Consider the following 26,711-nt stretch of genomic DNA (forward strand, 5'->3'; position numbering starts at 1 on the left):
CGCGAAACGACTATGACGGTGAGATTCCCGATAAGCACGACGCGTCTTCTTTCATCGTTCAACGAAAGGAGACGCCCAAATGAACGACAAGGACCGTAACCTCCAGCACGCCATGATGTCCTTCGCCCTGTGGGGCGGGATGCTGGTCAACACGAAGCAGATGAACCCCGCCAACAACCGCGCGGTCAGTCATCCCTCGAACTTCGTGCCCATAACGATCAAACGACCGCGCGCGTAGTCGCGAGGACATTGATCCAACCCGCAAGCCCCGGTCAGAACGACCGGGGTTTTTCAATTCCACTTGCCTTCGCTCCGCCGCCCCGCTGAAACCGGCTCCATCTTTCAAGAGGAGCGTCGCCATGGGTCTGATCGTCGAGGAGCGCCACGGCGCGGTCATGGTCTGGACCCTGACCCGGCCGGATCGGCTGAACGCCCTGCCGGATCTGGACGACGGCGAGGCCTTCGCCGCGGCCTGCGAAGCGGTAAACGCCGATCCGTCGATCCGCTGCGTGGTCATGACGGGGGCGGGGCGGGCCTTTTCGGCGGGCGGCGACCTGAAGGCGATGAAGGCCCGCGCCGACCTGTTCGAGGGCTCGGGCGCCGCCATCCGCGAACGCTATCGCCGCGTCGTCCACCGCATCGTCCGCTCGCTTTACGGGCTGGAGGTTCCGCTGATCGCCGCCGTCAACGGCCCGGCCATGGGTCTGGGCTGCGACATCGCCGGCCTGGGCGACATCCGCATCGCCTCGGATCGCGCCAGTTTCGGCGTGCCCTTCATGAAGCTGGGCATCATCCCCGGCGACGGCGGGTCCTGGCTGCTGCCGAGGAACGTCGGCTATGTCCGCGCGGCCGAAATGCTGTTCACCGCCCGCTCCATCGACGCTGAAACGGCGGACCAGTGGGGTCTGGTCAACCGCGTGGTTCCGCATGAGACCCTGATGGACGAGGCCATGGCCACGGCCACCCAGATCGCCGCCCAGCCGCCCCAGGCCCTGCGCATGGCCAAGAGCCTGCTGCGTCAGGGCCGCGACATGAATTTCGATCAGATGCTGGAGCTGTCGGCCGCCATTCAGGCCCTGGCCCACCTGACCGACGACCACATCGAGGGCGTCACCGCGGTGCTGGAAAAGCGGCCGGGCGACTTCACCGGGAACTGATCGGACAACAAAAAAGGGGCCTCTCGCGAGGCCCCTTTTCCATTTCAGTCCTCGCCCTTAGCGGCGGGCCGGGGTCTGCATCGAGCGGTTGGCGGGCACGCCCGTGACATTGGTGTCGCGCTTCGCGCCGGCCGCCTGGCCCGGCTTCATGAACTTGACCAGGACGCGCTGGCCGATCAGCAGCGGAGCGTCGTTGACGGCCACCACCACTTCGACCACGCGCTCGTCGGTGCGCTGCGAGGGATCGTCCGAGGCCAGCTTGCGGGCGCCGAAGACGGCGGCGCGGCGCAGGACCTTGCCGATATAGACCTTGGACGGGTCGCCTTCCGGCGTGATCTCGACGGCCTGATCCGGGGTGATGTTGGGGATGTCGGCCTCGACAATTTCGGCGCGGGCGATGCGCGGGGCGTCGGGTTCCAGATCGAACATGTTGGACACGTTCAGGGTCGAGGCGCCGGCGCCGGGATTGGCGTAGCGGCGGACGATGCGGCCGTCCTGCGGCGCGCGGATCACCGTCAGTTCGACGTTGTAGGCCGCCTGGTCGCGACGGGCGCGGGCTGTCTGGATGGCCGACTGCTGGGCCGTCAGGCGCGCCTGGGCCGAGGCGATGGCGTCACGGGCCTGATCCAGGCGCTGGGCGGCGACGAAGTTGGTCGAAACCAGCTTCTGCAGGCGGTCGTACTCGCGCTGGGCGGTGGCGATGTCGACGTTGATCAGGCGCAGCTGGCTTTCCGCCTGGGCCACGTCGGCGGCGGCGCTTTGCAGCGACAGGCGGGGCTCGTCGTCTTCCTGGCGAGCCAGGATCTGGCCGGCCGTGACGCGGTCGCCTTCCTGCACCAGGACTTCGCGCACCACGCCGCCGCGACGGGCCGCGATCTGGATGATGCCGCCCTCGATGTCGACCTTGCCGTTGGCGATGGCCGCATAGGGGCTCTCGACCTTCTTCTCGGCGGCGGCGGCGGCTTCGGCCTTCTTGGCGGCCTGGGCGTTCTGGAACAGGCTGAAGCCGATGATCAGCGCGATCACGGCCACGAGGCCGATCCAGAGCCATTTGTTTTTCAGGAAAGCGGGCATGTGAGGCGTCCTTGAGGATCGGTGTCTAGTGCGAGGCCAGAACGGCGTCGGGATTGGGGGTGCGGCGCTGATCGTCGATGATCACGCCGTCTTCGATGTGGATGACCCGGTCGGCCCAGGCTTCCAGGCGTGGGTCGTGGGTCACGCAGATGACCGCGGCGCCATGCTCGGTGGCGGCACGACGCAGCAGCTTGATGACCACCTGACCGTTCTCGCCGTCCAGGGCCGACGTCGGTTCGTCGGCGAACAGGATCTGCGGGTCCTTGGCCAGGGCGCGGGCGATGGCGACGCGCTGCTTCTCGCCGCCGGACAGGGCCGCCGGCCGCTGGTGCAGGCGATGGCCCAGGCCGACCTCTTCCAGCGCCAGGGTGGCGCGCTTCTTGGCCTGATCCGGGGTCAGACCCTGGAACTTCAGCACCGTCGTCACCTGCTGCAGGGCGCTGAGCGACGGGAACAGGTTGAAGCCCTGGAAGATGAAGCCGCAGTGATCCAGCCGGAACTTGTCCAGGCGCCCCGTCGACAGCTTCCACAGGTCATCCACGTCCAGGGCGTCGACCCGACCCGCTTCGGGCTTCAGCAGGCCGGACAGGGCGGCGATCAGGGTCGACTTGCCCGACCCGGACGGGCCCATGACCATGGTCAGGTCGCCGTGGCGGGCATCGAAATTCACGCCTTTCAGCACCTCGACATAGTTCTTGCCGGACTTGAACCGTTTGATCAGACCCTTGGCCTCGATGGCGAACTCGCCATGCTTGCCGTGAACTTTCGTATGCATGTTCATCGCAGCAGGTCCGCAGGTTGGCTCTTCTTCAGGATGCCCATCGACAGGAAGCCCGACAGCATGGAGATGGCGATCAGACCGCCGCCGACCACGATCAGCAGGGGCAGGGGCAGGGCGATGATGACCGCCTTGGACATGGCGAACAGGGACAGGAGCCAGGTCAGGCCGATGGCGGCGGCGACGCCGACCATCCCCACCCAGAAGCTCAGCTCCATGACGATGCGGCGCAGGCTTCCCATGCCCACGCCCAGGGCGCGGAGCGAGGCGAACTCCTTGATGTTGGCCATGATGGCGCCGCGCAGGGTCTGCCAGGTGATGGCCACCCCGATGATGATGCCCAGCACCACGCAGCCGCCGATGATGATGACCAGGATGCCTTCCTCGAACATGGCGCCGGCGTTGGCGTCGGCCAGTTCCTGACGGGTCCAGGCCTTCCACTGGCCGTTGCCCATCTTGTTCAGTTCGGCGACGACGGCCGGGGCCTGGGCGGGGTCCTTGATCTTGATCATCAGGGGGCCGACGCGCGGGCCGGTGTCGGCCTGACCCAGCATCCGCAGGGTGTCGCGCGACATGACCACGCCGGGCTGCATCATGTTGGGATAGCCGCGCGTCACGCCGACGACGGTGACGGTCTGGCCGTTATAGAGAGCCTTGTCGCCCAGCTTGACGCCCAGGGTGGTCAGGGCCGTCTCGTCGATGGCGACGGTGTAGGGCTGACGCAGGGCGTCCACCAGCTCCTGGGAGTAGTCGGTCGGAATGGTCACCGAGCCCGGCGTCGTGTCGATGATGCTGGACTGGACGAATTTCTGACGCGGCGCGCCCTGCTTGGCGCGGTCGGCCTGACTGCGGGTCGGATCGACCTCCTTGACCGACTGGAAGGTGCCGCCGGCGCCGTCCAGGGGCTGGACCTCGACCACGGCGGGGTGGTTGTAGGCCAGAGGGATGAAGCGGCGCGGCACGCCGGACGGACCGTTGATCAGGCTCTTGGCGCCTGGCTGCAGGATCATGATGTCGGCGTTCGAGCGCTCGATCTGGGCGGTGAAGCCCTTGCCGATGCCGATGAAGACACCGGTCATCGCCAGCACGAGCAGGCCCGAAAGGGCCAGCGCCATGACGGCGGCCATATAACGTCGCCACTCAAAGAGCAGCGTGGATAGCGCGAGCGACATGACGCGTATTCATTCCCCTGACTTGCAGCGTTATCTGACCGCGCCACGGTCCGGGGCCAAGTTAAATCGGGGTAAGGCTGCGGCTTCCCCCCGCCGCGCGTCTTGACTAAGGGGGCTTGAGGCCCGTCCCTTGGCGGCGCTAGTTACACAATAACAGACGCGAGGCGCCGGGCCTTGCGCTCGGGAGAGTATGAATGTCGCTTCGTCGCACCTTTTCCTTCACCGCCTCGCTGGCGGCCCTGGGCGTAGCCGCCGCCGTCACCGGCGCGACCGCCACGCCGGCCCGCGCCGACGAGGGCATGTGGACCTTCGACAACTTCCCGATCCAGACGGTGAACGACAAGTATGGCGCCCGCATCGACCAGTCGTGGCTGGACCGCGTGCGCAACGCCGCCGTCCGCCTGCAGGGCTGCTCGGCCTCGTTCGTCTCGGGCGAAGGCCTGATCCTGACCAACCACCACTGCGTCATCTCCTGCGTCCAGGACCTGTCGACGGCCCAGAACGACTACGTGAAGAACGGCTGGATGCCGGCCACGCGTGAAGAAGAAAAGACCTGCCCCGGCCAGACCGCCGAGGTGCTGACCGACATCACCGACGTGACCGAGCGCGTGCTGGGCGCCGGCGCCGGTCTGGAAGGCGCCGCCTTCGTCGCTGCCCGTTCGGCCGAGATCGACAAGATCCAGAAGGAAGCCTGCGGCGACGATCGCAAGCTGACCTGCCAGGTCATCAGCTTCTATCGCGGCGGCAAGTACGCCCTGTACAAGTTCCGCAAGTACGAGGACGTGCGTCTGGCCTTCGCGCCGGAGTTCCAGGCGGCCTTCTTCGGCGGCGACCCGGACAACTTCAACTTCCCGCGCTACGCCCTCGATGCCGCCTTCCTGCGCGCCTATGAGGACGGCAAGCCGGTCGCCTCGCCCAACCACCTGAAGTGGAACCCGAACGCCCCGGCCGAGGGCGACCTGACCTTCGTCGCCGGCAACCCCGGCTCGACCTCGCGCCTGCTGACCATCAGCCAGCTGGAGCGCCTGCGCGACCAGCAGATCCCGGTCACCCTGATCCAGGGCTCCGAGCTGCGCGGCCGTCTGGTCGAGTATTCGACGCAAGGCGACGAAGAGAAGCGCGTCGCTCTGGACCCGATCTTCGGCCTCGAGAACAGCTTCAAGGTCTACTACGGCCAGCAGGGCGCCCTGACCGACCCGGCCTTCATGGGCAAGAAGCGCGCCGAGGAAGCCGAGCTGCGTCAACGCGTCGCCGCCGACCCGGCCCTGGCCGAGCGTATCGGCGACCCGTGGGCCGATCTGGAAAAGACCCAGACCACCGCGCGCGACCTCTATCTGCCCTACCGCCAGCTGGAGGGTAACGCCGGCGGCGGTTCGACACTGTATTCCTACGCCCGCGCCATCGTCCGCGCCTCCAAGGAACGCGCCAAGCCGGTCGCCGAACGCCGCGCCGGCTACGCCGACAGCGACATCGCCGCCCTCGGCCGTCGCCTGGCGTCGGAAGCCCCGATCGCCAAGGGCGTCGAGGAGATCCAGCTGTCCTTCTGGCTGTCCAAGACCCGCGAATACCTGACGGTCGACAACGCCAATGTGAAGGCGATGCTGGGCCGCGAAAACCCCGAGGGCATCGCCGCCAAGCTGGTCGAAACGAAACTTATCGACCCGGCCTTCCGCGCCCAGGCCCTGGCCATGACGCCGGAACAACTGGCCGCCTCGGGCGACCCGATGATCGCCTTCGTCCTGGCCAACGACGACGCCGCCCAGGCCGTCCGCACCCAGTGGGACGCCGGCGTCAACGCCCCGACCGCCCGCGCCGCCGAAAAGGTCGCCCAGGCCCGCTTCGCCGTCTATGGCGACAACCTCTACCCCGACGCGACCTTCAGCCTGCGCCTGTCCTATGGTCAGGTGAAGGGCTGGACCTATCGCGGCGTGACCGTGCCGGCCTTCACCCAGATCGGCGGCCTGTATGAGCGCGCCACCGGCGCCGAGCCGTTCAACGCGGCCCAGCGCTTCATCGACGCCGAGAGCCGGGTCAACAAGGCGACCGTCTATGACTTCGTCTCGACCAACGACATCATCGGCGGCAACTCCGGCTCGCCGGTCATCAACGCCAAGGGTGAAGTGATCGGCGCCGCCTTCGACGGCAACATCCACTCGCTGGGCGGCTCGTTCGGCTACGACGGCGAGCTGAACCGCACGGTTACGGTCTCGACCGCCGCCGTCACCGAGGCCCTGCGCAACGTCTACAACCAGCCGCGCCTGCTGCGCGAACTGGGCGTCACGCGCTAAGCCGCTGCGCTCAAGCAGCCGCAGGCGACCCTTCTCCCCTTGAGGGAGAAGGTGTCATGCGCAGCATGACGGATGAGGGGTGTCGGCGGCGCGGTCTGAGTTTCAGGCTCGCCGCCAACGCCCCTTTTTCATAGTGTCGCGCCGACACCCCTCATCCGAGCGCCTCCGGCGCCCACCTTCTCCCTCAAGGGGAGAAGGAAAGTTACGCCCCCGTCTGACGTATTGCGCTGCTAAGACCCTCTCGTCCTCGCCGCCGATTTCAGACTATTCAGACGAATTGGACTCTGTTTTTTCTCTCCAGGGTCTGAACCAGGAGTTTTCCATGCGTCACATGTTCTTCGCCTCGGCCGCCGTCCTGGCCTTCGCCGCCGCCACTTCCGTCGCGTCCTCGGCGCGGGCTGAGGAGGGCATGTGGACCTACGACAACTTCCCCATCGCCCGCGCCAATCAGACGTTGGGCACCTCGATCGACCAGGGCTGGCTGGACAAGGTGCGCCTGTCGTCGGTCAAGTTCGGCGGCTGCTCGGCGGGCGTCATCTCGGGCGAGGGCCTGGTGATGACCAACAATCACTGCGTCGCCACCTGCGTCGCCAACCTGTCCACGCCGCAGCTGCAATACGCCGAGACCGGCTTCACGCCGAAGAGCCGCGAGGAGGAGCTGAAATGCCCCGGCGGCTCGGCCGAGATCCTGACCGACATCTCCGACGTCACCGAACGCGTCCAGAAGGCCGGCGAGGGCTTGGACGGCCAGGCCTTCACCCAGGCGCGAGAGGCCGAGGCCGGCCGCATCGAAACCGAGGCCTGCGGTTCCGATCCCAAGATCCGCTGCCAGGTCGTCAGCCTGTATCGTGGCGGCCAGTTCAAGCTCTACAAGTTCCGCAAATACTCCGACGTGCGTCTAGCCTGGGCGCCGGAAGACCGCGCCGCGACCTTTGGCGGCGACCTGGACAACTTCTCCTTCCCGCGCTTCGCCATCGATGCCGCCTTCATCCGCCTGTATGAGGACGGCAAGCCCGCTGCGACCCCGACCCATTTCACCTGGAACCCGAACAAGCCGACCGAGGGCGAGCCCGTCTTCGTCACCGGCAACCCCGGTTCGACCCAGCGCCTGCTGACCCAGGCCCAGCTGATGACCATCCGCGATGTGGTCCTGCCAATGGACCAGCTGATCGCCTCCGAGCTGCGCGGCCGTCTGATCCGTTACTCCGAGGAAGGCGAGGAGCAGGCCTTCATCGCCATGGATCCCATCGTCGGCGTCGAGAACACCTACAAGCGCGGTCGTGGTCGTATGGCCGCCCTGATCGATCCGGCCTTCATGGCCGCCAAGGCCGAGGCAGAGACCGACTTCCGCGCCCGCGCAGCGGGCGGCGCCACGGATCCCTGGGGCACGCTGGAAGCCGTCCAGCCCTTGGCCCGCGAGCTCTACGCTCCCATGGCCCTGCTGGAAGGCGGCACGGGCATGGGCACGACCTCGGTCGCGGGCGGTTCGTCCCTGTTCCAGTGGGCGCGGGCCATTGTGCGCGGGGCGCAAGAGCGCGCCAAGCCGTCGGATCAGCGTCTGGGCGAGTTCGCCGACAGCCGTCTGCCGGGCGTCCAGTCGGGCCTCTTCGCTGAACGCCCTGTCTACCCGGCGCTGGAGCAGATCCGTCTGGAATGGTGGCTGTCCAAGACCCGCGAATGGCTGACCGTTGACAGCCCCTACGTCCGCACCCTCCTGGGCAAGGAGAGCCCCGAGGCCCTGTCGGCCCGCCTGGTCGAAGGCACGACGCTGGCTGACCCGGCCGTGCGCCGCGCCCTGTGGGAAGGCGGCCTGCCCGCCGTCCAGGCCTCGACCGACCCCCTGATCCAGTATGTCCTGGCCATCGACGCCGACGCCCGCGCGGTGCGCAAGGCGTGGGATGACAAGGTCAAGGCCCCGACCGACCGCGCCTCGGAGCAACTGGCCGCCGCCCGCTTCGCCGCCTATGGCGACGCCGTCTATCCCGACGCCACCGGCACCCTGCGTCTGACCTACGGGCGGGTCGAGGGCACGGACGTTCCGGGCCAGCGCATCGGCGCCTTCACCACTTTCGCCGGCCTGTGGGACCGCGCCACGGGCGCCGAGCCCTTCAACGTCGCGCCCAGGCTGCTGGCCGCCAGAGATCGCATCGACCCGAACGCGGTGATGAACATGGCCGTGTCGTCGGACACCATCGGCGGCTCGTCGGGTTCGCCCGCCGTCAACGCCAGGGGCGAGATCATCGGCGCGAACTTCGACTCCACCGTTCTGACCCAGCGCAACGCCTACGGCTATGACCGCAACGTCAACCGCAGCGTCATCGTCACCACCCAGGCCGTGACCACGGCCCTGCGCGACGTCTACGGCATGGATCACCTGGTCCGGGAACTGGGCGTCCGGTGACGGCGCCGACCTTTCGCCCCGCGGCGCCGGACGATGTTCCGGCGCTGCACCGCCTGATCGAAAGCGCCTATCGCGGCGACAGCGCCAAGGCAGGCTGGACCCACGAGGCCGATCTGCTGGGCGGCCAGCGCACCGACGAGGCCGAGCTGCTCGACATCCTCGCCGACGCCAGCCGGGTCATCCTGCTGGCCGAGGTCGAGGCCAATGGGGAGCGACTTCTGGCCGGCTGCGTCCAGGCGGCGGATCAGGGCGAAGGCCTGGCCTACCTCGGCCTGCTGACCGTCGACCCGACCCGTCAGGCGGGTGGTCTGGGCCGTCTGCTGATCGACGCCGCCGAGGCCGAGGCGCGCGGCCGCTTCGGCGCCACCCGCATGGAGATGACGGTCATTCGCCAACGGTCGGAACTGATCGCCTGGTACGAGCGCCGGGGCTATCGCCTGACCGGCGAGACCCGGCCCTTCCCTTTGGACGATGAACGCTTCGGCCTGCCGCAGACACGGGAGCTGGAGTTCGTGGTTATGGAAAAGGCGCTGGGATAACCCAGCGCCTTCTTCATTTCAGCGTGTCGGCGACGGGGTCAGAGATCCCGCATCTGCTTCCGGGCGGCGCTGAAATACTGCCAGCCGGTCCACAGGGTGATGAGGGCCGCCAGCCAGATCAGGGTGTCCGAGAACAGCTGGAAGTGCGGCAGGTAGTCGAAGGGCAGGCCCCAGCCGTCCCAGTTGCGGGCGAACAGCTGGCAGCCCAGAGCCACCATCTGCAGGGTGGTCTTCCACTTGGCGGCCAGGGTGACGGGCAGGTTGATGCGCCCGGCCATGGTCTCGCGCAGGGCCGAGACCGCGAACTCGCGGAACAGGATCAGGCCGCAGGGGATGATGATCTGCTGCACCGAGCCGCTCGTCAGCACGCCCAGGATGGCGCCGGTGACCAGGATCTTGTCGGCGATGGGGTCCAGGATGGCGCCCCAGCGCGTCTCGGCCTTCCAGCGCCGGGCCAGGTAGCCGTCGATCCAGTCCGTGGAGGCGGCAATGACGAAGATCCAGAAGCCCGTCCGGTACATGGCGAACTGGTCGTCAGGGCTCAACCAGGCCGAAACGAAGGGGAAGCCGCTGGTCGCGCCGGCCAGCAGAAGAAACATGACCACGCCCGCCGCCAGACGGATGCTGGTCAGGATGTTCGGGATAGGATTGGCTTTGTGGGCAGAGGTCATCATCACGTCCATTGCAACGCCAGAGGGTGTGCCATGGTTCGGCGCCCGAGGCGAGGGCGACGACCTGTCGCCCTCGGGTCGCTTAATCCAGCCGTTCGAACCGCTTGGCGCCGGTCAGCTTCGACAGGATGCCGGCCGCGATGCCGAAGTGCAGGCCGCTGAGCCGCAGTTCGCCCGCAGCTTCCTTCTCGGCGATCCAGGGGAAGGTGCGCAGGTTGTCCAGCGACAGGCGCACGACGGCCTCCTCGGCCACCGTCTCCTGCTCGTCGGCGGGCAAGCCTTCCACGGCGGCGCTGACGGCGGGCACGCCCTGGGCGACCCAGGGAGCGACGAAGTCCTGGCAGTTGGACGGGGCGCCGTTGCGCATGGCGTTGACCCCGCCGCACGAGGCGTGGCCCATGACGACGACGTGCTGGACCTTCAGCACGTTGACGCCGAACTCCAGCGCCGCCGAGACGCCGTGCAGCTTGCCGTCCGGCTCATAGGGCGGGACCAGGTTGGCGACGTTGCGCACCACGAACAGTTCGCCCGGCGCGGTGTCGAAGATCAGGGCCGGATCGGCGCGGCTGTCGGAACAGGCCACGACCAGGGTGTGGGGCTTCTGGCCGTTGGCCGCCAGGGCCTCATACTCGGCGCGCTCGGTGGGCCACCGGTTCTGGCGGAAGCGGTGATAGCCCTTGGTCAGTTCATCGGTCATGAGGCGTTTCCTAGACCCGCGACGGTTGGTCGCTCAACCCGCAATGCGACTGTTTCAGTTCTTGTGGAAGAAGCCGTGGATGCGCTCGGCCAGGGGCTGGTTGATGCCGTCGACCTTGATCAGGTCCGCCACCGAGGCGCGGCCGACGCCCTTGGCCGAGCCGAAGGCGTGCAGCAGGGCCTTCTTGCGGCCCGGCCCGACGCCCTCGATCTCGTCCAGCGGGTTCTTCTTGATGTCCATCGAACGACGCTTGGCGTGGGCGCCGTTGGCGAAACGGTGCGCCTCGTCGCGCAGCCGCTGGATGTAGTAAAGAGCCGGGCTCTTCAGCGGCAGCATGAAGGGCGGCTTGCCGGGCATGATGAAATGCTCCTTGCCCGCGTCCCGATCCGGTCCCTTGGCCACGCCGACGGCGGTGATGTCGTCGATCCCCAGATCGGCCAGCACCGCCAGCACCTCGGCCAGTTGTCCGGCGCCGCCGTCGATCAGCAGCAGGTCGGGGCGTTCCACTGTCTCGCCGGCCTCCTCCTCCTTGACCATCTTGCCGAAGCGCCGCCGCATGACCTCGCGCATCATGCCGTAGTCGTCGCCGGGGGTCAGGTCTTCGCCGCGAATGTTGAACTTGCGGTACTGGTTCTTGCGGAAGCCCTCGGGCCCCGCGACGATCATGCCGCCCACCGCATTGGTCCCCTGGATGTGGGCGTTGTCATAGACCTCGATCCGCTCCGGCCGGGCGTCCAGGCCGAAGGCCTCGCACACTTCATCCAGGATCTTCGAGGTGGCCGAGTTCTCGGCCAGCTTGCGGCCCAGGGCCTCTTTCGCATTGGTCAGGGCGTGATCGACCAGGCTCAGCTTGCCGCCACGCAGGGGGCGGGCGATCTCGACCCTGTGCTCGGCCTTCATCGAGAAGGCCTCTTCCAGCAGCTCCAGCTCGTGCGGCCGAATGTTGGACAGGATCAGGCGCGGGATCGGCTTGTCCTCGTAGAACTGACCGAGGAAGGCGGCGAAGATCTCGGGGTCGCTGTCCGTCTTGTCCACGCGCGGGAAGTAGGCGCGCCCGCCCCAGTTCTGGCCGGCGCGATAGAAGAAGACCTGAACGCAGGCCTGACCGCCCTCGGCGTGCAGGGCGAAGACGTCCGCCTCGGCCACCCCGTCGGCGTTGACGCTGTTCTCCATGGCGATGGCCGACAGGGCGCGGATGCGGTCGCGCACCCGGGCGGCGGTCTCGAAATCCATGTCGTCGGACGCGGCCTGCATCTCCTGGGACAGGCGGCCGATGACGGCCCGCGACTTGCCGCGAAGGAACTGTTCCGCCTCGGTGACCAGGTCGCCGTAGTCCTCAAGACTGATCAGCCCGGTGCAGGGGGCCGAACAGCGCTTGATCTGATGCAGCATGCAGGGCCGCGTCCGGGTCTCGTAGACGCTGTCCGAACAGGAGCGCAGCAGGAAGGCCTTCTGCAGGGTGTTCAGGGTGTTGTTGACCGCCCAGGTCGAGGCGAAGGGGCCGAAATAGTCGCCGGGAATAGTGTGGGCGCCGCGGTGCTTTCTGACCTGGGGCGCGCGGTGGTCGCGTCGGATCATCAGCTCGGCGAAGGACTTGTCGTCGCGCAGCAGGACGTTGAAGCGCGGCTTCAGCTTCTTGATGAAGTTGGATTCCAGCAGCAGGGCTTCGGTCTCGGACGCCGTGACCACCAACTCCATCGACCGGGTCAGGCTGACCATCAGGCCGATCCGCTGGGTGTGGAACCGGCCCTGGGCGTACTGGACGACGCGCTTCTTCAGCGACTTGGCCTTGCCGACATAGAGGCAGGTCCCGTCCTCGCCGTACATGCGATAGACGCCGGGCTTGTCGGGCGCGCGACGCGCCTCGTCGGCGATCAGCTCGGCGGCCTGAAGCGGCAGCACGGTCTCGCCCGGAATGTCGGTCGTCGTCTCGGTCATCGGGCGGGATATAGGGTCAGGACCGGCGAACCAGAACCACGCCGCCGATCACCAGCGCCACGCCGGCGATGCGGCCCAGGCTCAGCGGTTGCCTGGCGACGCCCAGGGCGCCGAAATGGTCCAGAATCAGGCTGAGCGCCAACTGGCCCGCGACCATCAGGGTGATGGTGGTGGCGACCCCGAGGCGCGGCACGCCCCAGGCGGCGGAAATCACGAAGGCGCAGCCATAGAGGCCGCCCATCCACGCCCACCAGGGCAGGGCCTTCATCGCGCTGACATCGGGTCGCGTCTGCATGGCGACGGCCAGGCAGCCCAGGGCCACCGTGCCGACGGCGAAGGAGATGAAGGCGGCGTTCAGCGGCGAGTTGACCGCCGTGGCCAGTCGGGCGTTGGTCGGGCCTTGAAGCGCCGTGGCGGCGCCGGCCAGAAGCAGGATGAGAAGCGGCAGAATCTGCATGCCCGCCTTCTACCAGTTCGGATCGGCGGGCGCGCCGCCGAAGATTTCGGCCAGCCGGTCGCGGGTGGCGCGGGTCGTGTCCTCGGGCAGGGCGTCGAGGGCGAACCAGCCGATTTCCGCGATCTCTCCGTGGCTGGTGCGCTCGGTCAGGTCGAAGGCGTCGACGGCGAAGACCAGGACGTGATCGCCGGGAAAGAAGCGTTCGTTGGAATGGACCGAGAGCAGGCGCGGCTCGATCCTGGCGATCAGCCCCGCCTCTTCGCGCAGTTCGCGGACCACGGCGGCCTGGGTGGTCTCTCCCCGATCCACCCCGCCGCCGGGCAGCCACCAGCCGTGCAGATAGGTGTGCCTGACCAGCAGCACCCGGCCCTCTGCGTCCGTCGCCACGCCGCGCACACCCAGCGTCATGCCGCGGTTCATCCGCGACCAGGCGAAGAAGAGGGGCCGGGTGAAGGGCTCGATTCGGGTGCGCCAGGTGGTCATGCGGCGACGATAGGCCGGGCGGCGGCGGCTTGAACAGTCGCGCCAACGCCTCTATGCGAAGCTTTGAACAGGAGACCTTCCATGCTGGCCATCGGCATCATCTTCACCTTCATCGCCGTCATCGCCGCCGTGAACTTCTACGAGTTCGGCCGGATTGACTGAATCCGCCGCCGGCGCGGGCGGGTTCGACTGGCGTCACGCCGGGGACCATGTTCGCGTCCTGTTGTCGGACGTGGCGGTCGATGTGCGCATCGGCCTGCACCCGTGGGAGCGGCACCCCGAGCGCCCCACGCGGCTGATCGTCAATGTCGAGATGTTCGCCACCTGGCCTTTGCCCAAGACTGGCGCTGACGGCGGCTTCATCGATTACGACCGAGTGCGCGACTGCATCGCCGGCTGGCGTGGCCGTGACCATGTCGAGCTGCTGGAAACCCTGGTCGAAGAACTGATCAGCGTATGCTTCGCGTTGGCGCCGGTCGAGGCCTGCAGGGTGCGGATCACCAAGCCGGACATCTTCCCTGAGGCTGCGGGCGCGGGCGTGGAAATCTTCCGCCGCAGGCCGGGCTGAATGAGCCATCCCCTTAAAAAGGTCGTGCTGATCACCGGGTCGGCGCGACGCGTCGGCGCCGGGCTGGCGCGAGCGTTGGCTGAGGCGGGCTGGGACGTGGCCGTTCATCACCGCGGCGGGGCGGATGAAGCGTCCGCTCTCGCGGCGGAACTATCAGCCAAGGGCGTGCGCGCCGCCGCCTTCCAGGCGGACCTCAATCAGACGGCCGAGCGCGACGGTCTGATCGCCCGCGTCGTCGGCCATTTCGGGCGCATCGACGCCCTGATCAACAACGCCTCCCTGTTCCGTTACGATACCCTGTCGACCCTGACCGAGGCGTCGTGGGCCGAGCATCTGGCGTCGAACCTGACCGCGCCGGTCTTCCTGATCCGCGACTTCGCCAGGGCGGTCGAGGCGGCGGACGGGCAGGGCGTCGTGGTCAATATCCTGGATCACAAGGTGGACAGTCCGAACCCGGACTTCTTCGCCTATACGGCGGGCAAGGTCGGGCTGGCGGGGCTGACGCGGACCCTGGCCATGGGGTTGGCGCCGCGCATCCGGCTGTGCGGCGTCTCGCCGGGCCTGATCCTGCGCAGCGGTGAGCAGACCGAGGCGGAGTATCAGGCGGCGTGGCGCGATACGCCGCTGGGGCGCGGGGCCTCGCTGGAGGATGTGGCCCGCACGGTCCGCTTCATTCTCGAGACGCCCAGCCTGACGGGGCAGAACCTGACCGTGGACGGCGGCGAAAGCCTGATCGGGCGGGGCCGGGACGTGGCCTTCGACGGGATCCCCGTTCCCTGACGCCGCTCTCGGCGCCGCCTTTACATCGCCGTCATCCCGGTGTTGATGCGCGAGCCCTTCGCGGCGCCTATATGGGGCGACCGCGTTTTCGGAACCCTTGCCCCTGATGCCTGCTGTCCAGTTCACCCGCCGCTTCTCGATGGCGCACCGGCTGATCGCCGATGCGGGGTCGAAGTGCGCCGTGCCGCATGGGCACAACGAGTTCGTCAAGGTGACGCTGGAGCCGACCGCCGAGATCGCCTTTGGCCAGTCGAACCACGCCGCCTCGTTCGAGAACCTGAAGCGGCGCTGGCACGGCTTTGTCGACCGCAGCCTGGACCATGCGTTCCAATTGAACCGCGCCGACCCTCTGCTGGCCTGGTTCCAGGCGCAGGAGCCGGAGCGGCTGAATCAGGTCCTGACCGTGGAAGGCGATCCCACGACCGAGGCCCTGGTCATCGCCCTGTGGCGCAAGCTGGAAGCCATCCTCAAGGTCGAGGGCCTGCCCTTCCGACTGGCCGAACTGGCCATCGAGGAGACGCCGACCAATACCGTTCTGACGCGCGGTCTGACCGAGGCCGAGCGGGCCTGGAAGCTGGGCGACTGGTGCGACCGGGCCGATTTCAGCATCAACGATATCCTGCCGCCGGAGACCTGGTCGTGAGCGCTGTCGTCACGCCGTTCACAGCCTCCGAGCCGCGCCGGCTGGGCCTGACCGTGCTGGTGCGCGGTCTGGAGGTGCAGGCCGCCATCGGGGTTCATGCGCACGAGCATGGCCGGCTGCAGCCCCTGTTCGTGGACGTCGAGCTGGACCTCGGCGCCGCCCCGATCCGCACCCTGTCCGATACGCTGGACTATGAGGGCGTGGCCCGCATCGCCCGCGAGCTGGCGGGCGGGGCGCACATCGCCTTGGTCGAAACCTTCGCCGAGCGGGTGGCGCTGGCCTGCCTGGAAGATCCCCGCGTCCTGGCGGCGAAGGTACGGGTCGAAAAGCCCGGCGCCATCCCCGGGGCGGCGGCGGCGGGCTGCGAAGTGGCCTATTCACGCTGAGGCCGGTTGCGCGGGGCCGTTCGTCCCGCCATTGTCCCGCCTCGTTCAAGAGGTTCCGATGGTCCAGTCCGGCGATTACAGCAGCAACCGCGGCGCGGCCTCGCAGGCCGGCGACCTGACCAGCCTCTATGTCGGCTACGCCCTGATCCTGTTCGCAGTGCCGACCTTCGGCGTGGCGGCGGCGATCGGCCTGCTGCGGATGTGGCGCAAGGCGCCGCCTGCGGATCCCTTGGCGCGCAGCCATTTTATCTTTCAGCAACGCACCCTGTTCGCCGCCGTCGCGGCCATCATCGGCGGGGTGGTGCTGATCCTGATCAACGTCGGGGTCTTCGTCCTGTTCGTCATGGCGGTCTGGACCATCCTGCGCGGCGCCCTGGGTCTGAGGGACCTGCTGGAGGGCCGCGCCATCCGCCATCCTCTTCGCCTGTTCTACTAGGACCCTGCCATGACCGATCAGATTTCCCAGGCGCGCGGCCAGGGCCGGGACGGGGCCGTGGTGGCCTGGATTCTCTATATCCTGTCGATCCCCAGCGCGAACCTGCTGGTGGTGGCGGGTCTGATCGTGGCCTATGCCTGCCGCGGCTCGGCGACCGGGCTGGCGGCCCAGCATATAGAGGCGCAGATCAACCTGTTCTGGTCCGTCTTCTGGGTCAGCGTCGTGCTGTGGGGCCTGATCGCGGTCAGCGCGGTGGCCTCGGTCATCCTGATCGGCATTCCCTTCCTGCTGCTGTTCGGACTTCTTTTGCTGCTGGTGTCGATCTGGTTCACGGTGAAGAGCGTTCTGGGTCTGCTGGCCCTGCTCAATGATCGGCCAGCCTGATTTCAGGAGCCTCCATGACCGCTTTCCGCGACCAGCCCGCCGACCGCCGCTTCCAGCAGGAGTTCGCCGACGCCGAGGGGAACGAGCATCCCGTCTGGGCCGAGTATGCGGTGCGCGGCCACGCCCGCGTCATCCTGCACGTCGAAGCCCATCCGGCCCTGCGCGGCTCGGGCGCGGCGGGGAAGTTCATGCAGGCCATGGCCGAGCACGCCCGGGCCGAAAAACTGACCCTGATCCCGCACTGCAGCTATGCGGTGGCCTGGTTGAAGCGCCACCCCGAGTACGCAGACATTCTTGGTTAGGCCGCGGTCGTCGGCCCTTCGGGACCTCCCGACCCGACGCGGTCTGATGCGGCGTCCTGGGCGGTCCCGCCTCTGAGCTTCGCTTCGGCCGGGATGATGGTGAAGAAGAGGGCGCCTATGCGCTCAAGCAGCGAGGCTCCGCGAGCCGAGCGATAGCGCCCTTCAAACCATCACGGATGGCTCTTGGCGACGATGGCCTTCATGGTTTCGGCCTTGGCGGGCAGATCCTGGACCAGGCGGTGGGCCAGTTCGCGGGCGCCGACCGGATAGGCGTCGCCGCCCTCTGCGATCTCGCGGGCCATTTCCGACGCCTTGAGCAACACTTCCTCCAGCGCCTCGACCTGTTCGAGGGCCAGGGCCCGCGCCTCGGCCTGGAGGCGTTTGACGCGCTCGGCGGTGGTCTCGGGCGCACGCATCAGGTCATAGACCTCGGCCTCAGGCGATGAGACGACGCGCAAAGTGGCGCGGGCCTCGTTGTCGGGGTTGCTCGATTTGGTCATCGCGTATCTCCGTAACGCACCATGCCGCATTTTCGCCGCAAGGTCGCAAAGGTTTTGCGGCCAAGCTTTCGCCAGGCGCCCCATGTTGCACCGACGCATCATGAATCAGAGATGAAGGGCGGATCGACGTCGAGCCCCGCCGCGCGGCGTTTTCGCTCGAAGGCGGCGACCAGGTGATCGACGCGCGAGAAGAACTCCCTCTGCAGCCGCCGCAGCTCTGCGGGATGGACGTCGCTGACGTCGTCGGGATCGGCGACGCGGTCGCGGCGCGAGGGGCGGGGACGGGCCATGGGGGTCTTTCTCCGGTTCAGGCCAACGGGTTTCGCCGCCGCGCCGGTCGGCGGGCGGTGGAGGGCTGGGCGGAGCGCCGGGCCGACGCCCGGAGTGGATGTGGAATACCGTTTCGACGACGACTGACGCTCCGCACGGACGGGCTTCCACGAGCTCGGGGCAGGCGCCGGTCTTATCGGCTACCCCCGGCGCCCGCGGCGGGCAGGGACCTGCTTGCGACAGGCCTCCTGGAACGGTCCGCGTAACCCCCGCGACCCTGACCGGAACCTCTATGACGGACGGGTCGAACGCCCCGTCGCTAGGCTCCATCGGCTTCTTGTTTGGTGCGGCCTACCGCCCTTCGGGCTACTTGAGGCCGCGCAAGCAGCCGGTAGCCGTCAGGTTGTGGCAAGCCGGGCGACAGCGCCGGCGTTCGCCCGCTGTGCCGCCCTTCGCATCCTGAACCGCGCGGCGAAGCCCGCCGCGACCTGTCCGCTGGGCTTCAGCGCCCTTGACCGGAGACCGCGACGGACGCCGCGCGGCCCGACAAGGACCCCGCTCCATCCGCTCCCGTCGCCGCAAGGTCGCAGGCCTCACGAGCCCTCCATGCGACGGAACGAGCGCAGGGTGGCACGGGCGGAAGCTAGGGCGAGCCGAAAGGGGATGGCGGAGGGGCAAAGGCGGGAAATTACTGGGATTGGGGCGGGATGTAGTGCGTGTCTTTCCTTCTCCCCTTGCGGGAGAAGGTGCCCCGCAGGGGCGGATGAGGGGTTTCGCGACGGCGGATGAAGTCCGCCTGATAGCTGAGGTCGCGAGACCCCTCATCCGTCGGCCTTCGGCCGCCACCTTCTCCCGCAAAGGGAGAAGGATCAGTCGCGCTTCAGCTTTGTATTCGTCGCGGCGATGATGGCGGCGAGCACCTCATGCGCCCGGTTCTCGATCTGCTGATTGGGAAACCGAAGCACGCGAAAGCCCTGCCCGCGCAGCCAGTCGTCGCGCTCTGCGTCCCGAAGACGGTCGTCGTGGTGGGGGCCGTCGGCCTCGACGATCAGGCGATGGCGCATGCAGACGAAGTCGGCGACGTAGCGTCCGATCACCACCTGCCGACGGAACTTCAGCCCTTCCAGCCGCCGGTCCCGCAGAATGGCCCACAACCGCCGCTCATAAAGGGCGGGTTCGCGGCGCATCGCCTTGGCGCGAGTGTGCAGCCAGTTGTCCATGGCGCCACGCTATCCCTTCTCCCCTTGCGGGAGAAGGAAGGGGCTACCGCCCTTTCCTGAACGCCTCTGCCTTCTCAGCTGCCGCTTCGGCGCGCCAGCGTTTGGGGGCTGACTTGTCGACGGCTTCGCCGGCGCCGGTGAGGGCTTCGTTGGCGAATTCGAGGTCGAGGAGCTTCATCTTCTTGATCTCGTCGCGCAGGCGGGCGGCTTGCTCGAACTCGAGGTTGGCGGCGGCCTCGCGCATGCGGCCCTCCATGTCCTTGAGGGCGGCCTGGAAGTTGGAGCCGACGAAGGGCTTGGATTCCTCGGCCACGCCGGGACGGGTCAGACGGTCGAGGTCGCGCGACTCGTAGGGGCTTTCGAGGATTTCCTTGATGTCGCGCTTGACGCTTTCGGGCGTGATGCCGTGTTCGAGGTTGTAGGCCTGCTGACGCTCGCGACGACGGTCGGTCTCGGCGATGGCGCGCTCCATCGAGCCGGTCATGCGGTCGGCGTAGAGGATGACGCGGCCGTCGACGTTGCGGGCGGCGCGGCCGATGGTCTGGATCAGGGAGGTTTCCGAACGCAGGAAGCCCTCCTTGTCCGCATCGAGGATGGCGACCAGACCGCACTCGGGGATGTCGAGGCCCTCGCGCAGCAGGTTGATGCCGATCAGGACGTCGAAGGCGCCGAGGCGCAGGTCACGCAGGATCTCGATCCGCTCCAGGGTGTCGACGTCGGAGTGCATGTAGCGGACGCGCACCCCCTGCTCGTGCATGTATTCGGTCAGGTCCTCGGCCATCTTCTTGGTCAGGGTGGTGACCAGGGAGCGGTAGCCGCGAGCGGTGGTCGCCTTCACCTCGTCGATGACGTCGTCGACCTGGTTGCGGGTCTTGCCGGAGACAGGGCGGATCTCGACCGGAGGGTCGATCAGGCCGGTGGGGCGGATGACCTGTTCGACGAAGACGCCGCCGGTCTGCTCCATCTCCCACGGGCCGGGGGTGGCCGAGACGTGGACGGTCTGGGGGCGCATGGCCTCCCACTCGTCGAACTTCAGGGGCCGGTTGTCGATGCACGAGGGCAGGCGGAAGCCGTATTCGGCCAGGGTCGACTTGCGGCGGTAGTCGCCCCTGAACATGCCGTTGATCTGGCCCACGGTGACGTGGCTCTCGTCCACGAAGAGCAGGGCGTTGTCGGGGATGTATTCGAAGAAGGTGGGCGGCGGCTCGCCCGGCGCGCGGCCGGTCAGCCAGCGGCTGTAGTTCTCGATACCGGCGCAGGAGCCGGTGGCCTCCATCATCTCCAGATCGAAGCGGACGCGCTGTTCGAGGCGCTGGGCCTCCAGCAGCTTGCCGTTCTCGATCATCCAGTCGAGCGTCTCCTTCAGCTCGGCCTTGATGCCCAGCGTGGCCTGGTTGAGCGACGGGCGCGGGGTGACGTAGTGGCTGGCGGCGTAGACGGTGACCTCGTCCAGCTCGGCGGTCTTCTTGCCGGTCAGGGGATCGAACTCCTGGATGGACTCCAGCTCGTCGCCGAACAGCTGGATGCGCCAGGCGCGGTCCTCCATGTGGACGGGGAAGATCTCCAGCACGTCGCCGCGCTTGCGGAACATGCCGCGTTCGAAATTAAGGTCGTTGCGCTTGTATTGCAGGGCGATCAGGTCGGCGCGCAGCTTGGCCTCGTCGATCTGGTCGCCGACCTTCAGGGAGAAGGTCATGGCGGTGTAGGTCTCGACCGAGCCGATGCCGTAGATGCAGGAGACCGAGGCGACCACGATGACGTCGTCGCGCTCCAGGATCGCGCGGGTGGCCGAGTGACGCATCCGGTCGATCTGCTCGTTAATCGAGCTGTCCTTCTCGATGTAGGTGTCGGTCCGGGGCACGTAGGCCTCGGGCTGATAGTAGTCGTAGTAGCTGACGAAATACTCGACCGCGTTGTCGGGGAAGAAGGCCTTGAACTCCGAATAGAGCTGGGCGGCCAGGGTCTTGTTGGGGGCCAGGATCAGGGCCGGGCGCTGGGTCTGCTCGATGACCTTGGCCATGGTGAAGGTCTTGCCCGAGCCGGTGACGCCCAGCAGGACCTGATCGCGCTCGCCGGCCTCGGCGGTGGCGACCAGTTCGGCGATGGCGGCTGGCTGATCCCCGGCCGGGGTGTATTTTGTCTCCAGCCGGAAGCGGCCGCCCTTCTTCGTGCCCTCGCGAGACGGGCGGTGCGGGACCCAGTCTTCGGGCGCGGCGGGCGGCTCTTCGGGCACGAGGCGCGGGCCGGTGACGGGGGCGAACATCGGCATGGCCTTGTTCCCTCGCCCGCGCGGCGCGTCCTGAAGGAAGGGCGCGGCCATCTCCTGCATCCCCGGACCTTGACCGGGGACATGGACGGGCTTGGACGGTTTCGAGGGAGAACGAGCCATGAACGTCAAGGTAGTGCGCCGAACCGCGTGACGCCATAGGGCAGACGCGGCGGCGGCGCTTCGGGCATGGAGCAGCGGTTTGTCGCTTGTGCGGGGCGGAGCCTGCGGCCAAGGTCGAGCCATGAGTGAGCTTTGCGACGTCTTCATCACGGGGACCGGCGCGGTCCTGCCCGGCGAGCGGATCGGCAACGAGCGGATGGAGGACTTCATCGGCCGGATCGGCGGGCGGGCGTCCGCCGTCGGCCGCCGCGCCCTGCGCTGGAACGGCATCGAGGGGCGGCACTACGCCCTGGCGTCGGACGGGACGCCGCTGCATTCCAACGCCTCGATGTGCGCCGAGGCGGTGCGGGCGGCGCTGGATGAGGCGGGGCTGGGCCTGGGCGATCTGCAGCATCTGGGCGCTGCGACGACCCAGGGCGACTATCTGGTGCCCGGCCACGCCAGCGCGGTTCACGCCGAACTGGGGGCGGGGCCGCTGGAGGCGGTCAGCTATCAGTCGGTCTGCGCCAGCGCCCTGATGGCGGCCAAGGGGGCGTGGCTGAGCGTGCGGGCGGGCGAGACGGAGGTGGCCGCCGCCTGTGCGGGCGAGTTTTCCTCGCGCTGGTTCCGACCGCATTTCTATGAGGGCACGGCCCTGGTGGACGCCAAGGGCCGGGCGCGGATCGAGGCGGACTTCCTGCGCTTCACCCTGTCGGACGGGGCGGGGGCCGTGGTGATGGAGCCCAGGCCGAGGTCAGAGGGCCTCAGCCTGAAGGTCGAGTGGATCGACATGACCTCGCTGGCCGGGCGTTTCGATCCCTGCATGTGGGCCGGATCGACGCCCGAGACGCGCGCGGACATGACCAGCGCATGGAGCCATGCCGGACCCGCGGCGGCCCATGCAGCCGGGGCGGTGGCGTTGTTGCAGGACTTCGATCTGCTGAAGATCGTCATCCGCGCCTGGATCGGCGTCTGGCTGGAGAAGGTGGACGCGGGGCGGATCAAGCCCGATCAGGTCGATCACCTGCTGTGCCACTATTCCGCGCGGTCGCTGCGTCAGGAGATCGTCGGCCTGCTGGAAAGCACGGCGGCCATGATCCCGGAAGAGAAGTGGTTCACGACCCTGCCCGACAGCGGCAATGTCGGCTCGGCCTCGATCTGGATCATGCTGGACGCCTTCCTCAAGTCGGGACGCGGAAAGCGTGGAGACCGGGTGCTGTGCATCGTGCCCGAGAGCGGGCGGGCGATGATCGGCTTCATGATGCTGGAGATTGTGTGATGGCGGAGCGCGAAGCCGAGGCGGCGGTCGCCGACACCCTCAGGAAGCTGGCGGTGGTCTTCGCCGACTTCGAACAACGGCTGGAGGCGACGCCCCTGATCCGCAAGCTGACGCGGGGGCGGTTCGAATTGGCCGACTACCACGCCTTCCTGATCAACCTGCGCCAGCAGGTGAAGGACGGGGCGCTGTGGATGAGCCGGGCGGCGTCCAACATCGGCGAGGATCATCTGGAGCTGCGCTCGACCCTGATGCGCCATGCGGTGACCGAGCATCGCGACTTCCGGCTGCTGGAAGCAGATTTCGTGTCGGCGGGCGGGGCGCTGGAAGCCATCCAGTCGGCGCCGAAGAACGTGGGGTCCGAGGCCCTGTCGGCCTGGATGTTCCATGAGGCGTCGAAGCCTGACCCGTTCGGCCTGCTGGGCGCCATGTTCATCATCGAGGGGCTGGGTTCGATCAAGGCCAAGCCCTGGGGGCTGAAGGTGCAGGAGCGGCTGGCTCTGCCCGACGAGGCGGTGCGCTTCCTGCTCTATCACGGCGACAACGACGCCGAGCATATGCAGGAGTTCGAGGAGATGCTGGGCATGGTCCTGCCCGATCCCTTCATCGCCGAGCGCATCGTCACGACCGCCCGGGTCACCGCTCGCCTCTACGCCCTGCAGATCGAGGAGATCGCGGCGTGAGATATTTCAAGCCGCACGAGGATCCGTTCGACCCGGCGCGGTTCGATCCCAAGGATCCCGATCCGTGGATGGCCCTCTATCTGGACCACAGCCTGCCGATCGACGACGGGGCCAAGCGCGACCTGCTGCTGGGCGCGCGGTCCCGGTCGCGGCGCTGGTTCTTCCCGGTGGCGCGGCCGCTGGTCTTCCTGTTCTTCTGTCTGGTGAAGGTGTTGCGGGTCGTTTCGCCCAAGCATCCGAACCTGAACGGCCTGCTGCACAAGACCATCCATTGGGGCCTGCGGACCTTCGCCACGCCGGAGGCCAATCGGGTGATCCTGCGTCACTTTCACGTCGGCTCCGAACTGACCGCCTTCGTGCGTGAGAACGCCGGCGTGGGCGACAAGGTGACCAGGTGGCCGCTGACGCCGACACGGCTGAAGGACATTGAGCCGGACCTGTTTCTTCAGCACGACCTCAACATCTTCAACTTTGTCATCGAGATGAACACCGTCCTGCGGGCCGAGGGGCGCACGCTGATGCCGCCGGAACGCATCGACTTCTCGATGATCTCGGACGAATTTCCGACGTTCGAAGAGTTTCCGCGCAAGTGGCATAACTTCGTCGACGTGCAGACGGCGGTGGAGTTCTACACGCCGATTTACGCCCTGATGCTTCCGCGCGACGACTTCGTGCGGGCTTCCAGTTCGCTGCAGCTGGACGAGGTCATGGCCATCTATATCGCCCGCATCCTGGGCACGAGCTACCACATGGCCTTCGTCAAGAACGGCCACCCGCTGGTGGCCCTGTCGACGCTGCAGGCGGGCTATCGTCTGATGATGCACGGGCTGGATTCGGAGGCCATGCACGGCTGGCTACGGGTGATGAAGGCGCGTCAGGCGGCGGGCCTGCCGCTGGACCCGGCCAACTCGGGCACGCCGCAACAGGGCGGCCGCTGATTTCCTCTGGCGTGTTTCCCGCGCGCTGCTAGCGTCGCCGTTATGAAAACGGCGCGCTCCTTTCTGACCTCCCTCAGCACCCTGGTGCTGCTGTCCCTGGTGCTGGGTCTGCTGGCCGGGGCGGCGGCGGAAAAATGGGGTCTGCCGGGCGGTCATGTCACCGCCGACTTCATCCAGGCCCTGGGCCAGCTGTGGCTCAACGCCCTGCGCATGACCATCATTCCGCTGGTGTTCAGCCTGCTGGTCACCGGCATCGCCTCCATCGCCGACGCGGCGCGGACGGGGCGGCTGGCGATGCGGGCCGTGGCCTGGTTCGGCGGGCTGATCGTCTTCGCCACGATCTACGCCGTGGGGGCGGCCTATGGCCTGCACGCCCTGTGGCCGATCGATCCCGAGGGCGCGCGCCTGTTGCTGGCCATCCGGCCCGAGGGGGCGGAAGGGCTGGGCGCCGGCGCCCCCTTCAGCGAGTTCCTGAAGACCATCGCCCCGTCCAACCCGATCCGCGCCGCGGCCGAGGACGCCATCCTGGGCATGGTGGTCTTCGCCGTCTTCTTCGGCTTCGCCGCCTCGGGTCTGCCGGACCGGCTGCGCACGCCGCTGATCACCTTCTTCGAGGCGGTGGGCGAGACCATGATCACCATCGTCCGCTGGGTGCTGCGCGCCGCGCCGCTGGGCGTCTTCGCCCTGTCGATCGGGGTGGGCCTGACGGCGGGCGCCAGCGCGGCGGGGGTGCTGCTGCACTATGTGGCGCTGATTTCGATCGCCTGTATCGGCATCGGCCTGATCTTCTATCCGCTGGCGGTGATCTTCGGCCGGGTCAGCCTGGGGCGTTTCGCGCGGGCGGCGGCGCCGGCTCAGGTGGTGGCCTTCTCGACCCAGTCGTCGCTGGCCAGCCTGCCCGTCATGGTCGAGCGCTCGGTGGACATGCTGGGCGTGAAGCGGGCCACGGCGGGCCTGGTCCTGCCGCTGGCGGTGGCGGTGTTCCGCATCACCAGCCCGGTCGCCAACCTGGGCGTGGCCATCTATTGCGCCCACCTGTTCGGGATCGAGCCCTCGGCGGGCCAGTTGTTCGCCGCCATGCTGACGGCCGTGCTGATTTCGATCGGCACCGTGGGTCTGCCGGGTCAGGCCAGCTTCTTCGCCTCCATCGCCCCCATCTGCATCGCCATGGGAGTGCCGCTGGAGATGCTGCCCCTGCTGCTGGCGGTCGAGGTCATCCCCGACATCTTCCGCACCCTCGGCAATGTCACCGCCGACATGGCCGTGACGCGGATGGTGCAGGGCGGCGAAGCGGACAGCGCCGACTGACGTTCGCGGGCGGTTGTCAGGATTGGTCAGGAGCGGCGCAACCGGTGGCCGTTCTCACTGATTGGAGGAAACCCTGACCATTTCGCTCGGCCAGCTCACTCTCTCTCGGCAGCATCCAACAAGGGTGCGATCCGCGAGGCCCGCTCCGCTTTGAAGTGGGTTAGTGAGGCCAACGCTCGGTGAGAAGCCTGGCTTCCCCATTCTCAAAACTAACCTCGGCCGAGGGTTCAGCGGGCTGTCCGGCCGCAAAAAGTTCGAAGATGACGAGCCCGTCCTTCTGAACGCTCTCGATGATGCGCACCGGGCGGTTCTGCCCCAAGGCGCTCTCAGTCAGGGCGCGGACGGGGGCAGGCATGTCGTCGAAAGTCAGGTCACGCTGAATCTCGACGATATCGAAATCGCCGTTGATCTGTTGGACATCCAGTTCGATCTCCGCGCCGTCGGGCCTGTGGCCTGATACGTCGAAATAGATGCGGTCTTCGCGTTCCTTGCGCTCGGCGCCGGTGATTGTCAGGTCGGGCGCCGCCGCCAGCACGCGGGCGGTGAGGGCTGGCGGCAGTTCCGCGGGGGTTAGAGGCGTGATGGTCGTGTGCGGCCCCTGCGGCAGGGTGACCTGGATCAGGGCGGCGAGGACGGGAAGAGCGAACATCGTCTTGGCTCCTAGGCGGCGCTGTAGCTGGTCTTGATCTGGGTGTAGAACTCGACGGCGGCGAAGCCTTGTTCGCGGGGGCCGTAGGAGGACTTCTTCGTGCCGCCGAAGGGGACGTGATAGTCGACCCCGGCGGTGGCCAGGTTGACCATGGTCATGCCGGCCCTGGCGTTTCTCTGGAAGTCGCGGGCGTGTTTCAGCGACTGCGTGACGATGCCCGCCGACAGGCCGAACTCGACGCCGTTGGCGACCGCCAGCGCCTCTTCATAGCTGGCCACGCGAATGGTGGAGGCGACGGGGCCGAAGACCTCTTCGGTGTTGATGCGCGCGTCCGGCAGGGTGTCG

At 67.6% G+C, this 26,711-nt stretch carries 30 protein-coding genes; 16 read left to right on the forward strand and 14 right to left on the reverse strand.

Annotated elements, in window-relative coordinates:
* Positions 1 to 79: 79 nt before the first annotated feature.
* A complete protein-coding gene (locus B4A39_RS09340; protein ID WP_170136955.1) occupies positions 80 to 238 on the forward strand; it encodes a hypothetical protein in 159 nt (52 codons plus the stop codon).
* A 121-nt stretch (positions 239 to 359) separates the two neighbouring features.
* Positions 360 to 1,157, forward strand: coding sequence for a crotonase/enoyl-CoA hydratase family protein (locus B4A39_RS09345; RefSeq protein ID WP_292035792.1), 798 nt, complete (start codon positions 360 to 362; stop codon positions 1,155 to 1,157).
* A 57-nt stretch (positions 1,158 to 1,214) separates the two neighbouring features.
* Here the strand turns inward: B4A39_RS09345 and B4A39_RS09350 are convergent, their stop codons facing one another.
* From B4A39_RS09350 to B4A39_RS09360, 3 genes are read right to left on the reverse strand one after another with little or no spacing between them, the layout of a single operon-like run.
* Entirely contained in the window at positions 1,215 to 2,231 is a 1,017-nt protein-coding gene (locus B4A39_RS09350) for an HlyD family secretion protein (protein ID WP_292035796.1), read from the reverse strand.
* A 25-nt stretch (positions 2,232 to 2,256) separates the two neighbouring features.
* Positions 2,257 to 3,012, reverse strand: coding sequence for an ABC transporter ATP-binding protein (locus B4A39_RS09355; RefSeq protein WP_292035800.1), 756 nt, complete (start codon positions 3,010 to 3,012; stop codon positions 2,257 to 2,259).
* Positions 3,009 to 4,181: an ABC transporter permease gene (locus B4A39_RS09360; protein ID WP_292035803.1), complete on the reverse strand. Its 1,173-nt coding sequence runs from the start codon at positions 4,179 to 4,181 to the stop codon at positions 3,009 to 3,011. The genes B4A39_RS09355 and B4A39_RS09360 overlap by 4 nt, the downstream gene beginning before the upstream one ends.
* Before the next feature lie 194 nt (positions 4,182 to 4,375).
* On the opposite strand from B4A39_RS09360, the gene B4A39_RS09365 reads away from it, so the two are divergent.
* The 3 genes from B4A39_RS09365 to B4A39_RS09375 all read left to right on the forward strand — a co-directional run bounded on the left by B4A39_RS09365 (position 4,376) and on the right by B4A39_RS09375 (position 9,409).
* Positions 4,376 to 6,469, forward strand: coding sequence for a S46 family peptidase (locus B4A39_RS09365; protein WP_292035804.1), 2,094 nt, complete (start codon positions 4,376 to 4,378; stop codon positions 6,467 to 6,469).
* A gap of 322 nt (positions 6,470 to 6,791) precedes the next feature.
* On the forward strand, positions 6,792 to 8,870 hold the full coding sequence (locus B4A39_RS09370; RefSeq protein ID WP_292035806.1) for a S46 family peptidase: 2,079 nt from the start codon (positions 6,792 to 6,794) through the stop codon (positions 8,868 to 8,870).
* Positions 8,867 to 9,409 carry a GNAT family N-acetyltransferase gene (locus tag B4A39_RS09375; protein WP_292035810.1) on the forward strand — a complete coding sequence of 181 codons (543 nt, stop codon included), beginning with the start codon at positions 8,867 to 8,869 and terminating at the stop codon, positions 9,407 to 9,409. Before B4A39_RS09370 ends, B4A39_RS09375 begins: the two co-directional genes overlap by 4 nt.
* 38 nt (positions 9,410 to 9,447) lie before the next feature.
* Here the strand turns inward: B4A39_RS09375 and pgsA are convergent, their stop codons facing one another.
* From pgsA to B4A39_RS09400, 5 genes are all read right to left on the reverse strand, one after another.
* Positions 9,448 to 10,080, reverse strand: a complete 633-nt coding sequence (gene pgsA, locus B4A39_RS09380; RefSeq protein ID WP_292035813.1) for a CDP-diacylglycerol--glycerol-3-phosphate 3-phosphatidyltransferase — start codon at positions 10,078 to 10,080, stop codon at positions 9,448 to 9,450.
* A gap of 82 nt (positions 10,081 to 10,162) precedes the next feature.
* The gene (locus B4A39_RS09385; RefSeq protein ID WP_292035815.1) at positions 10,163 to 10,777 is read right to left on the reverse strand and encodes a carbonic anhydrase; all 615 of its coding nucleotides are present in this window, start codon (positions 10,775 to 10,777) and stop codon (positions 10,163 to 10,165) included.
* 54 nt (positions 10,778 to 10,831) lie between these two features.
* Positions 10,832 to 12,715, reverse strand: coding sequence for an excinuclease ABC subunit UvrC (uvrC, locus tag B4A39_RS09390; protein ID WP_292035817.1), 1,884 nt, complete (start codon positions 12,713 to 12,715; stop codon positions 10,832 to 10,834).
* Positions 12,716 to 12,731: 16 nt separating this feature from the next.
* The gene (locus B4A39_RS09395; protein WP_292035818.1) at positions 12,732 to 13,172 is read right to left on the reverse strand and encodes a DMT family transporter; all 441 of its coding nucleotides are present in this window, start codon (positions 13,170 to 13,172) and stop codon (positions 12,732 to 12,734) included.
* A 9-nt stretch (positions 13,173 to 13,181) separates the two neighbouring features.
* A complete protein-coding gene (locus B4A39_RS09400; protein WP_292035821.1) occupies positions 13,182 to 13,655 on the reverse strand; it encodes an NUDIX domain-containing protein in 474 nt (157 codons plus the stop codon).
* 154 nt (positions 13,656 to 13,809) lie between these two features.
* On the opposite strand from B4A39_RS09400, the gene B4A39_RS09405 reads away from it, so the two are divergent.
* From B4A39_RS09405 to B4A39_RS09435, 7 genes are all read left to right on the forward strand, one after another.
* Positions 13,810 to 14,223 (forward strand): dihydroneopterin aldolase, encoded by a 414-nt coding sequence (locus B4A39_RS09405; protein WP_292035823.1) that lies wholly within the window; start codon positions 13,810 to 13,812, stop codon positions 14,221 to 14,223.
* Entirely contained in the window at positions 14,224 to 15,003 is a 780-nt protein-coding gene (locus tag B4A39_RS09410; protein ID WP_292035825.1) for an SDR family oxidoreductase, read from the forward strand.
* A gap of 106 nt (positions 15,004 to 15,109) precedes the next feature.
* Positions 15,110 to 15,646 (forward strand): 6-pyruvoyl trahydropterin synthase family protein, encoded by a 537-nt coding sequence (locus B4A39_RS09415; protein ID WP_292035827.1) that lies wholly within the window; start codon positions 15,110 to 15,112, stop codon positions 15,644 to 15,646.
* Positions 15,643 to 16,032: a dihydroneopterin aldolase gene (gene folB / locus B4A39_RS09420; RefSeq protein ID WP_292035829.1), complete on the forward strand. Its 390-nt coding sequence runs from the start codon at positions 15,643 to 15,645 to the stop codon at positions 16,030 to 16,032. Before B4A39_RS09415 ends, folB begins: the two co-directional genes overlap by 4 nt.
* Before the next feature lie 58 nt (positions 16,033 to 16,090).
* Positions 16,091 to 16,468: a serine/threonine protein kinase gene (locus tag B4A39_RS09425; protein WP_292035830.1), complete on the forward strand. Its 378-nt coding sequence runs from the start codon at positions 16,091 to 16,093 to the stop codon at positions 16,466 to 16,468.
* 9 nt (positions 16,469 to 16,477) lie between these two features.
* Positions 16,478 to 16,852, forward strand: coding sequence for a hypothetical protein (locus B4A39_RS09430; protein ID WP_292035831.1), 375 nt, complete (start codon positions 16,478 to 16,480; stop codon positions 16,850 to 16,852).
* Positions 16,853 to 16,866: 14 nt separating this feature from the next.
* A complete protein-coding gene (locus B4A39_RS09435) occupies positions 16,867 to 17,154 on the forward strand; it encodes a GNAT family N-acetyltransferase (RefSeq protein WP_292035833.1) in 288 nt (95 codons plus the stop codon).
* A gap of 170 nt (positions 17,155 to 17,324) precedes the next feature.
* On the opposite strand, the gene B4A39_RS09440 is transcribed toward B4A39_RS09435, so the two are convergent.
* The 4 genes from B4A39_RS09440 to uvrB form a co-directional block, all read right to left on the reverse strand.
* Positions 17,325 to 17,654 (reverse strand): hypothetical protein, encoded by a 330-nt coding sequence (locus B4A39_RS09440; protein ID WP_292035835.1) that lies wholly within the window; start codon positions 17,652 to 17,654, stop codon positions 17,325 to 17,327.
* A 98-nt stretch (positions 17,655 to 17,752) separates the two neighbouring features.
* A complete protein-coding gene (locus B4A39_RS09445; protein WP_292035837.1) occupies positions 17,753 to 17,944 on the reverse strand; it encodes a hypothetical protein in 192 nt (63 codons plus the stop codon).
* An 849-nt stretch (positions 17,945 to 18,793) separates the two neighbouring features.
* Positions 18,794 to 19,144: an endonuclease domain-containing protein gene (locus B4A39_RS09450; RefSeq protein WP_292035839.1), complete on the reverse strand. Its 351-nt coding sequence runs from the start codon at positions 19,142 to 19,144 to the stop codon at positions 18,794 to 18,796.
* A gap of 43 nt (positions 19,145 to 19,187) precedes the next feature.
* Positions 19,188 to 21,533, reverse strand: coding sequence for an excinuclease ABC subunit UvrB (gene uvrB, locus B4A39_RS09455; protein ID WP_292035841.1), 2,346 nt, complete (start codon positions 21,531 to 21,533; stop codon positions 19,188 to 19,190).
* Between the two features lie 121 nt (positions 21,534 to 21,654).
* On the opposite strand from uvrB, the gene B4A39_RS09460 reads away from it, so the two are divergent.
* The 4 genes from B4A39_RS09460 to B4A39_RS09475 are packed head-to-tail and all read left to right on the forward strand — an operon-like array spanning position 21,655 to position 25,717.
* Positions 21,655 to 22,791: a beta-ketoacyl-ACP synthase III gene (locus tag B4A39_RS09460; protein WP_292035843.1), complete on the forward strand. Its 1,137-nt coding sequence runs from the start codon at positions 21,655 to 21,657 to the stop codon at positions 22,789 to 22,791.
* Positions 22,731 to 23,471: an iron-containing redox enzyme family protein gene (locus B4A39_RS09465; protein WP_292035846.1), complete on the forward strand. Its 741-nt coding sequence runs from the start codon at positions 22,731 to 22,733 to the stop codon at positions 23,469 to 23,471. The genes B4A39_RS09460 and B4A39_RS09465 overlap by 61 nt, the downstream gene beginning before the upstream one ends.
* On the forward strand, positions 23,468 to 24,409 hold the full coding sequence (locus B4A39_RS09470; RefSeq protein ID WP_292035849.1) for a DUF6999 family protein: 942 nt from the start codon (positions 23,468 to 23,470) through the stop codon (positions 24,407 to 24,409). The genes B4A39_RS09465 and B4A39_RS09470 overlap by 4 nt, the downstream gene beginning before the upstream one ends.
* 42 nt (positions 24,410 to 24,451) lie before the next feature.
* Positions 24,452 to 25,717, forward strand: coding sequence for a dicarboxylate/amino acid:cation symporter (locus B4A39_RS09475; protein WP_292035852.1), 1,266 nt, complete (start codon positions 24,452 to 24,454; stop codon positions 25,715 to 25,717).
* 160 nt (positions 25,718 to 25,877) lie between these two features.
* On the opposite strand, the gene B4A39_RS09480 is transcribed toward B4A39_RS09475, so the two are convergent.
* Together B4A39_RS09480 and B4A39_RS09485 are read right to left on the reverse strand one after the other, a co-directional pair.
* Positions 25,878 to 26,366: a hypothetical protein gene (locus B4A39_RS09480; protein WP_292035853.1), complete on the reverse strand. Its 489-nt coding sequence runs from the start codon at positions 26,364 to 26,366 to the stop codon at positions 25,878 to 25,880.
* Positions 26,367 to 26,377: 11 nt separating this feature from the next.
* On the reverse strand, positions 26,378 to 26,711 hold a 334-nt coding region (locus tag B4A39_RS09485; protein WP_292035855.1), incomplete at its 5' end, for an aldehyde dehydrogenase family protein.

The sequence above is a fragment of the Brevundimonas sp. UBA4553 genome (assembly GCF_002387245.1).
In the GTDB taxonomy this organism is placed as follows: Bacteria; Pseudomonadota; Alphaproteobacteria; order Caulobacterales; family Caulobacteraceae; genus Brevundimonas.

Coding starts and splice junctions, on each gene's coding strand:
- B4A39_RS09440 (WP_292035835.1), bottom strand. CDS start 17,654: ATGACCAAATCGAGCAACCCCGACAACGAGGCCCGCGCCACTTTGCGC.
- B4A39_RS09385 (WP_292035815.1), bottom strand. CDS start 10,777: ATGACCGATGAACTGACCAAGGGCTATCACCGCTTCCGCCAGAACCGG.
- B4A39_RS09435 (WP_292035833.1), top strand. CDS start 16,867: ATGACCGCTTTCCGCGACCAGCCCGCCGACCGCCGCTTCCAGCAGGAG.
- uvrB (WP_292035841.1), bottom strand. CDS start 21,533: ATGGCTCGTTCTCCCTCGAAACCGTCCAAGCCCGTCCATGTCCCCGGT.
- B4A39_RS09480 (WP_292035853.1), bottom strand. CDS start 26,366: ATGTTCGCTCTTCCCGTCCTCGCCGCCCTGATCCAGGTCACCCTGCCG.
- B4A39_RS09340 (WP_170136955.1), top strand. CDS start 80: ATGAACGACAAGGACCGTAACCTCCAGCACGCCATGATGTCCTTCGCC.
- pgsA (WP_292035813.1), bottom strand. CDS start 10,080: ATGACCTCTGCCCACAAAGCCAATCCTATCCCGAACATCCTGACCAGC.
- B4A39_RS09450 (WP_292035839.1), bottom strand. CDS start 19,144: ATGGACAACTGGCTGCACACTCGCGCCAAGGCGATGCGCCGCGAACCC.
- B4A39_RS09400 (WP_292035821.1), bottom strand. CDS start 13,655: ATGACCACCTGGCGCACCCGAATCGAGCCCTTCACCCGGCCCCTCTTC.
- B4A39_RS09355 (WP_292035800.1), bottom strand. CDS start 3,012: ATGAACATGCATACGAAAGTTCACGGCAAGCATGGCGAGTTCGCCATC.
- B4A39_RS09445 (WP_292035837.1), bottom strand. CDS start 17,944: ATGGCCCGTCCCCGCCCCTCGCGCCGCGACCGCGTCGCCGATCCCGAC.
- B4A39_RS09350 (WP_292035796.1), bottom strand. CDS start 2,231: ATGCCCGCTTTCCTGAAAAACAAATGGCTCTGGATCGGCCTCGTGGCC.
- B4A39_RS09370 (WP_292035806.1), top strand. CDS start 6,792: ATGCGTCACATGTTCTTCGCCTCGGCCGCCGTCCTGGCCTTCGCCGCC.
- B4A39_RS09395 (WP_292035818.1), bottom strand. CDS start 13,172: ATGCAGATTCTGCCGCTTCTCATCCTGCTTCTGGCCGGCGCCGCCACG.
- uvrC (WP_292035817.1), bottom strand. CDS start 12,715: ATGACCGAGACGACGACCGACATTCCGGGCGAGACCGTGCTGCCGCTT.
- B4A39_RS09430 (WP_292035831.1), top strand. CDS start 16,478: ATGACCGATCAGATTTCCCAGGCGCGCGGCCAGGGCCGGGACGGGGCC.
- B4A39_RS09415 (WP_292035827.1), top strand. CDS start 15,110: ATGCCTGCTGTCCAGTTCACCCGCCGCTTCTCGATGGCGCACCGGCTG.
- B4A39_RS09460 (WP_292035843.1), top strand. CDS start 21,655: ATGAGTGAGCTTTGCGACGTCTTCATCACGGGGACCGGCGCGGTCCTG.
- B4A39_RS09425 (WP_292035830.1), top strand. CDS start 16,091: ATGGTCCAGTCCGGCGATTACAGCAGCAACCGCGGCGCGGCCTCGCAG.
- B4A39_RS09410 (WP_292035825.1), top strand. CDS start 14,224: ATGAGCCATCCCCTTAAAAAGGTCGTGCTGATCACCGGGTCGGCGCGA.
- B4A39_RS09345 (WP_292035792.1), top strand. CDS start 360: ATGGGTCTGATCGTCGAGGAGCGCCACGGCGCGGTCATGGTCTGGACC.
- B4A39_RS09360 (WP_292035803.1), bottom strand. CDS start 4,181: ATGTCGCTCGCGCTATCCACGCTGCTCTTTGAGTGGCGACGTTATATG.
- B4A39_RS09475 (WP_292035852.1), top strand. CDS start 24,452: ATGAAAACGGCGCGCTCCTTTCTGACCTCCCTCAGCACCCTGGTGCTG.
- B4A39_RS09365 (WP_292035804.1), top strand. CDS start 4,376: ATGTCGCTTCGTCGCACCTTTTCCTTCACCGCCTCGCTGGCGGCCCTG.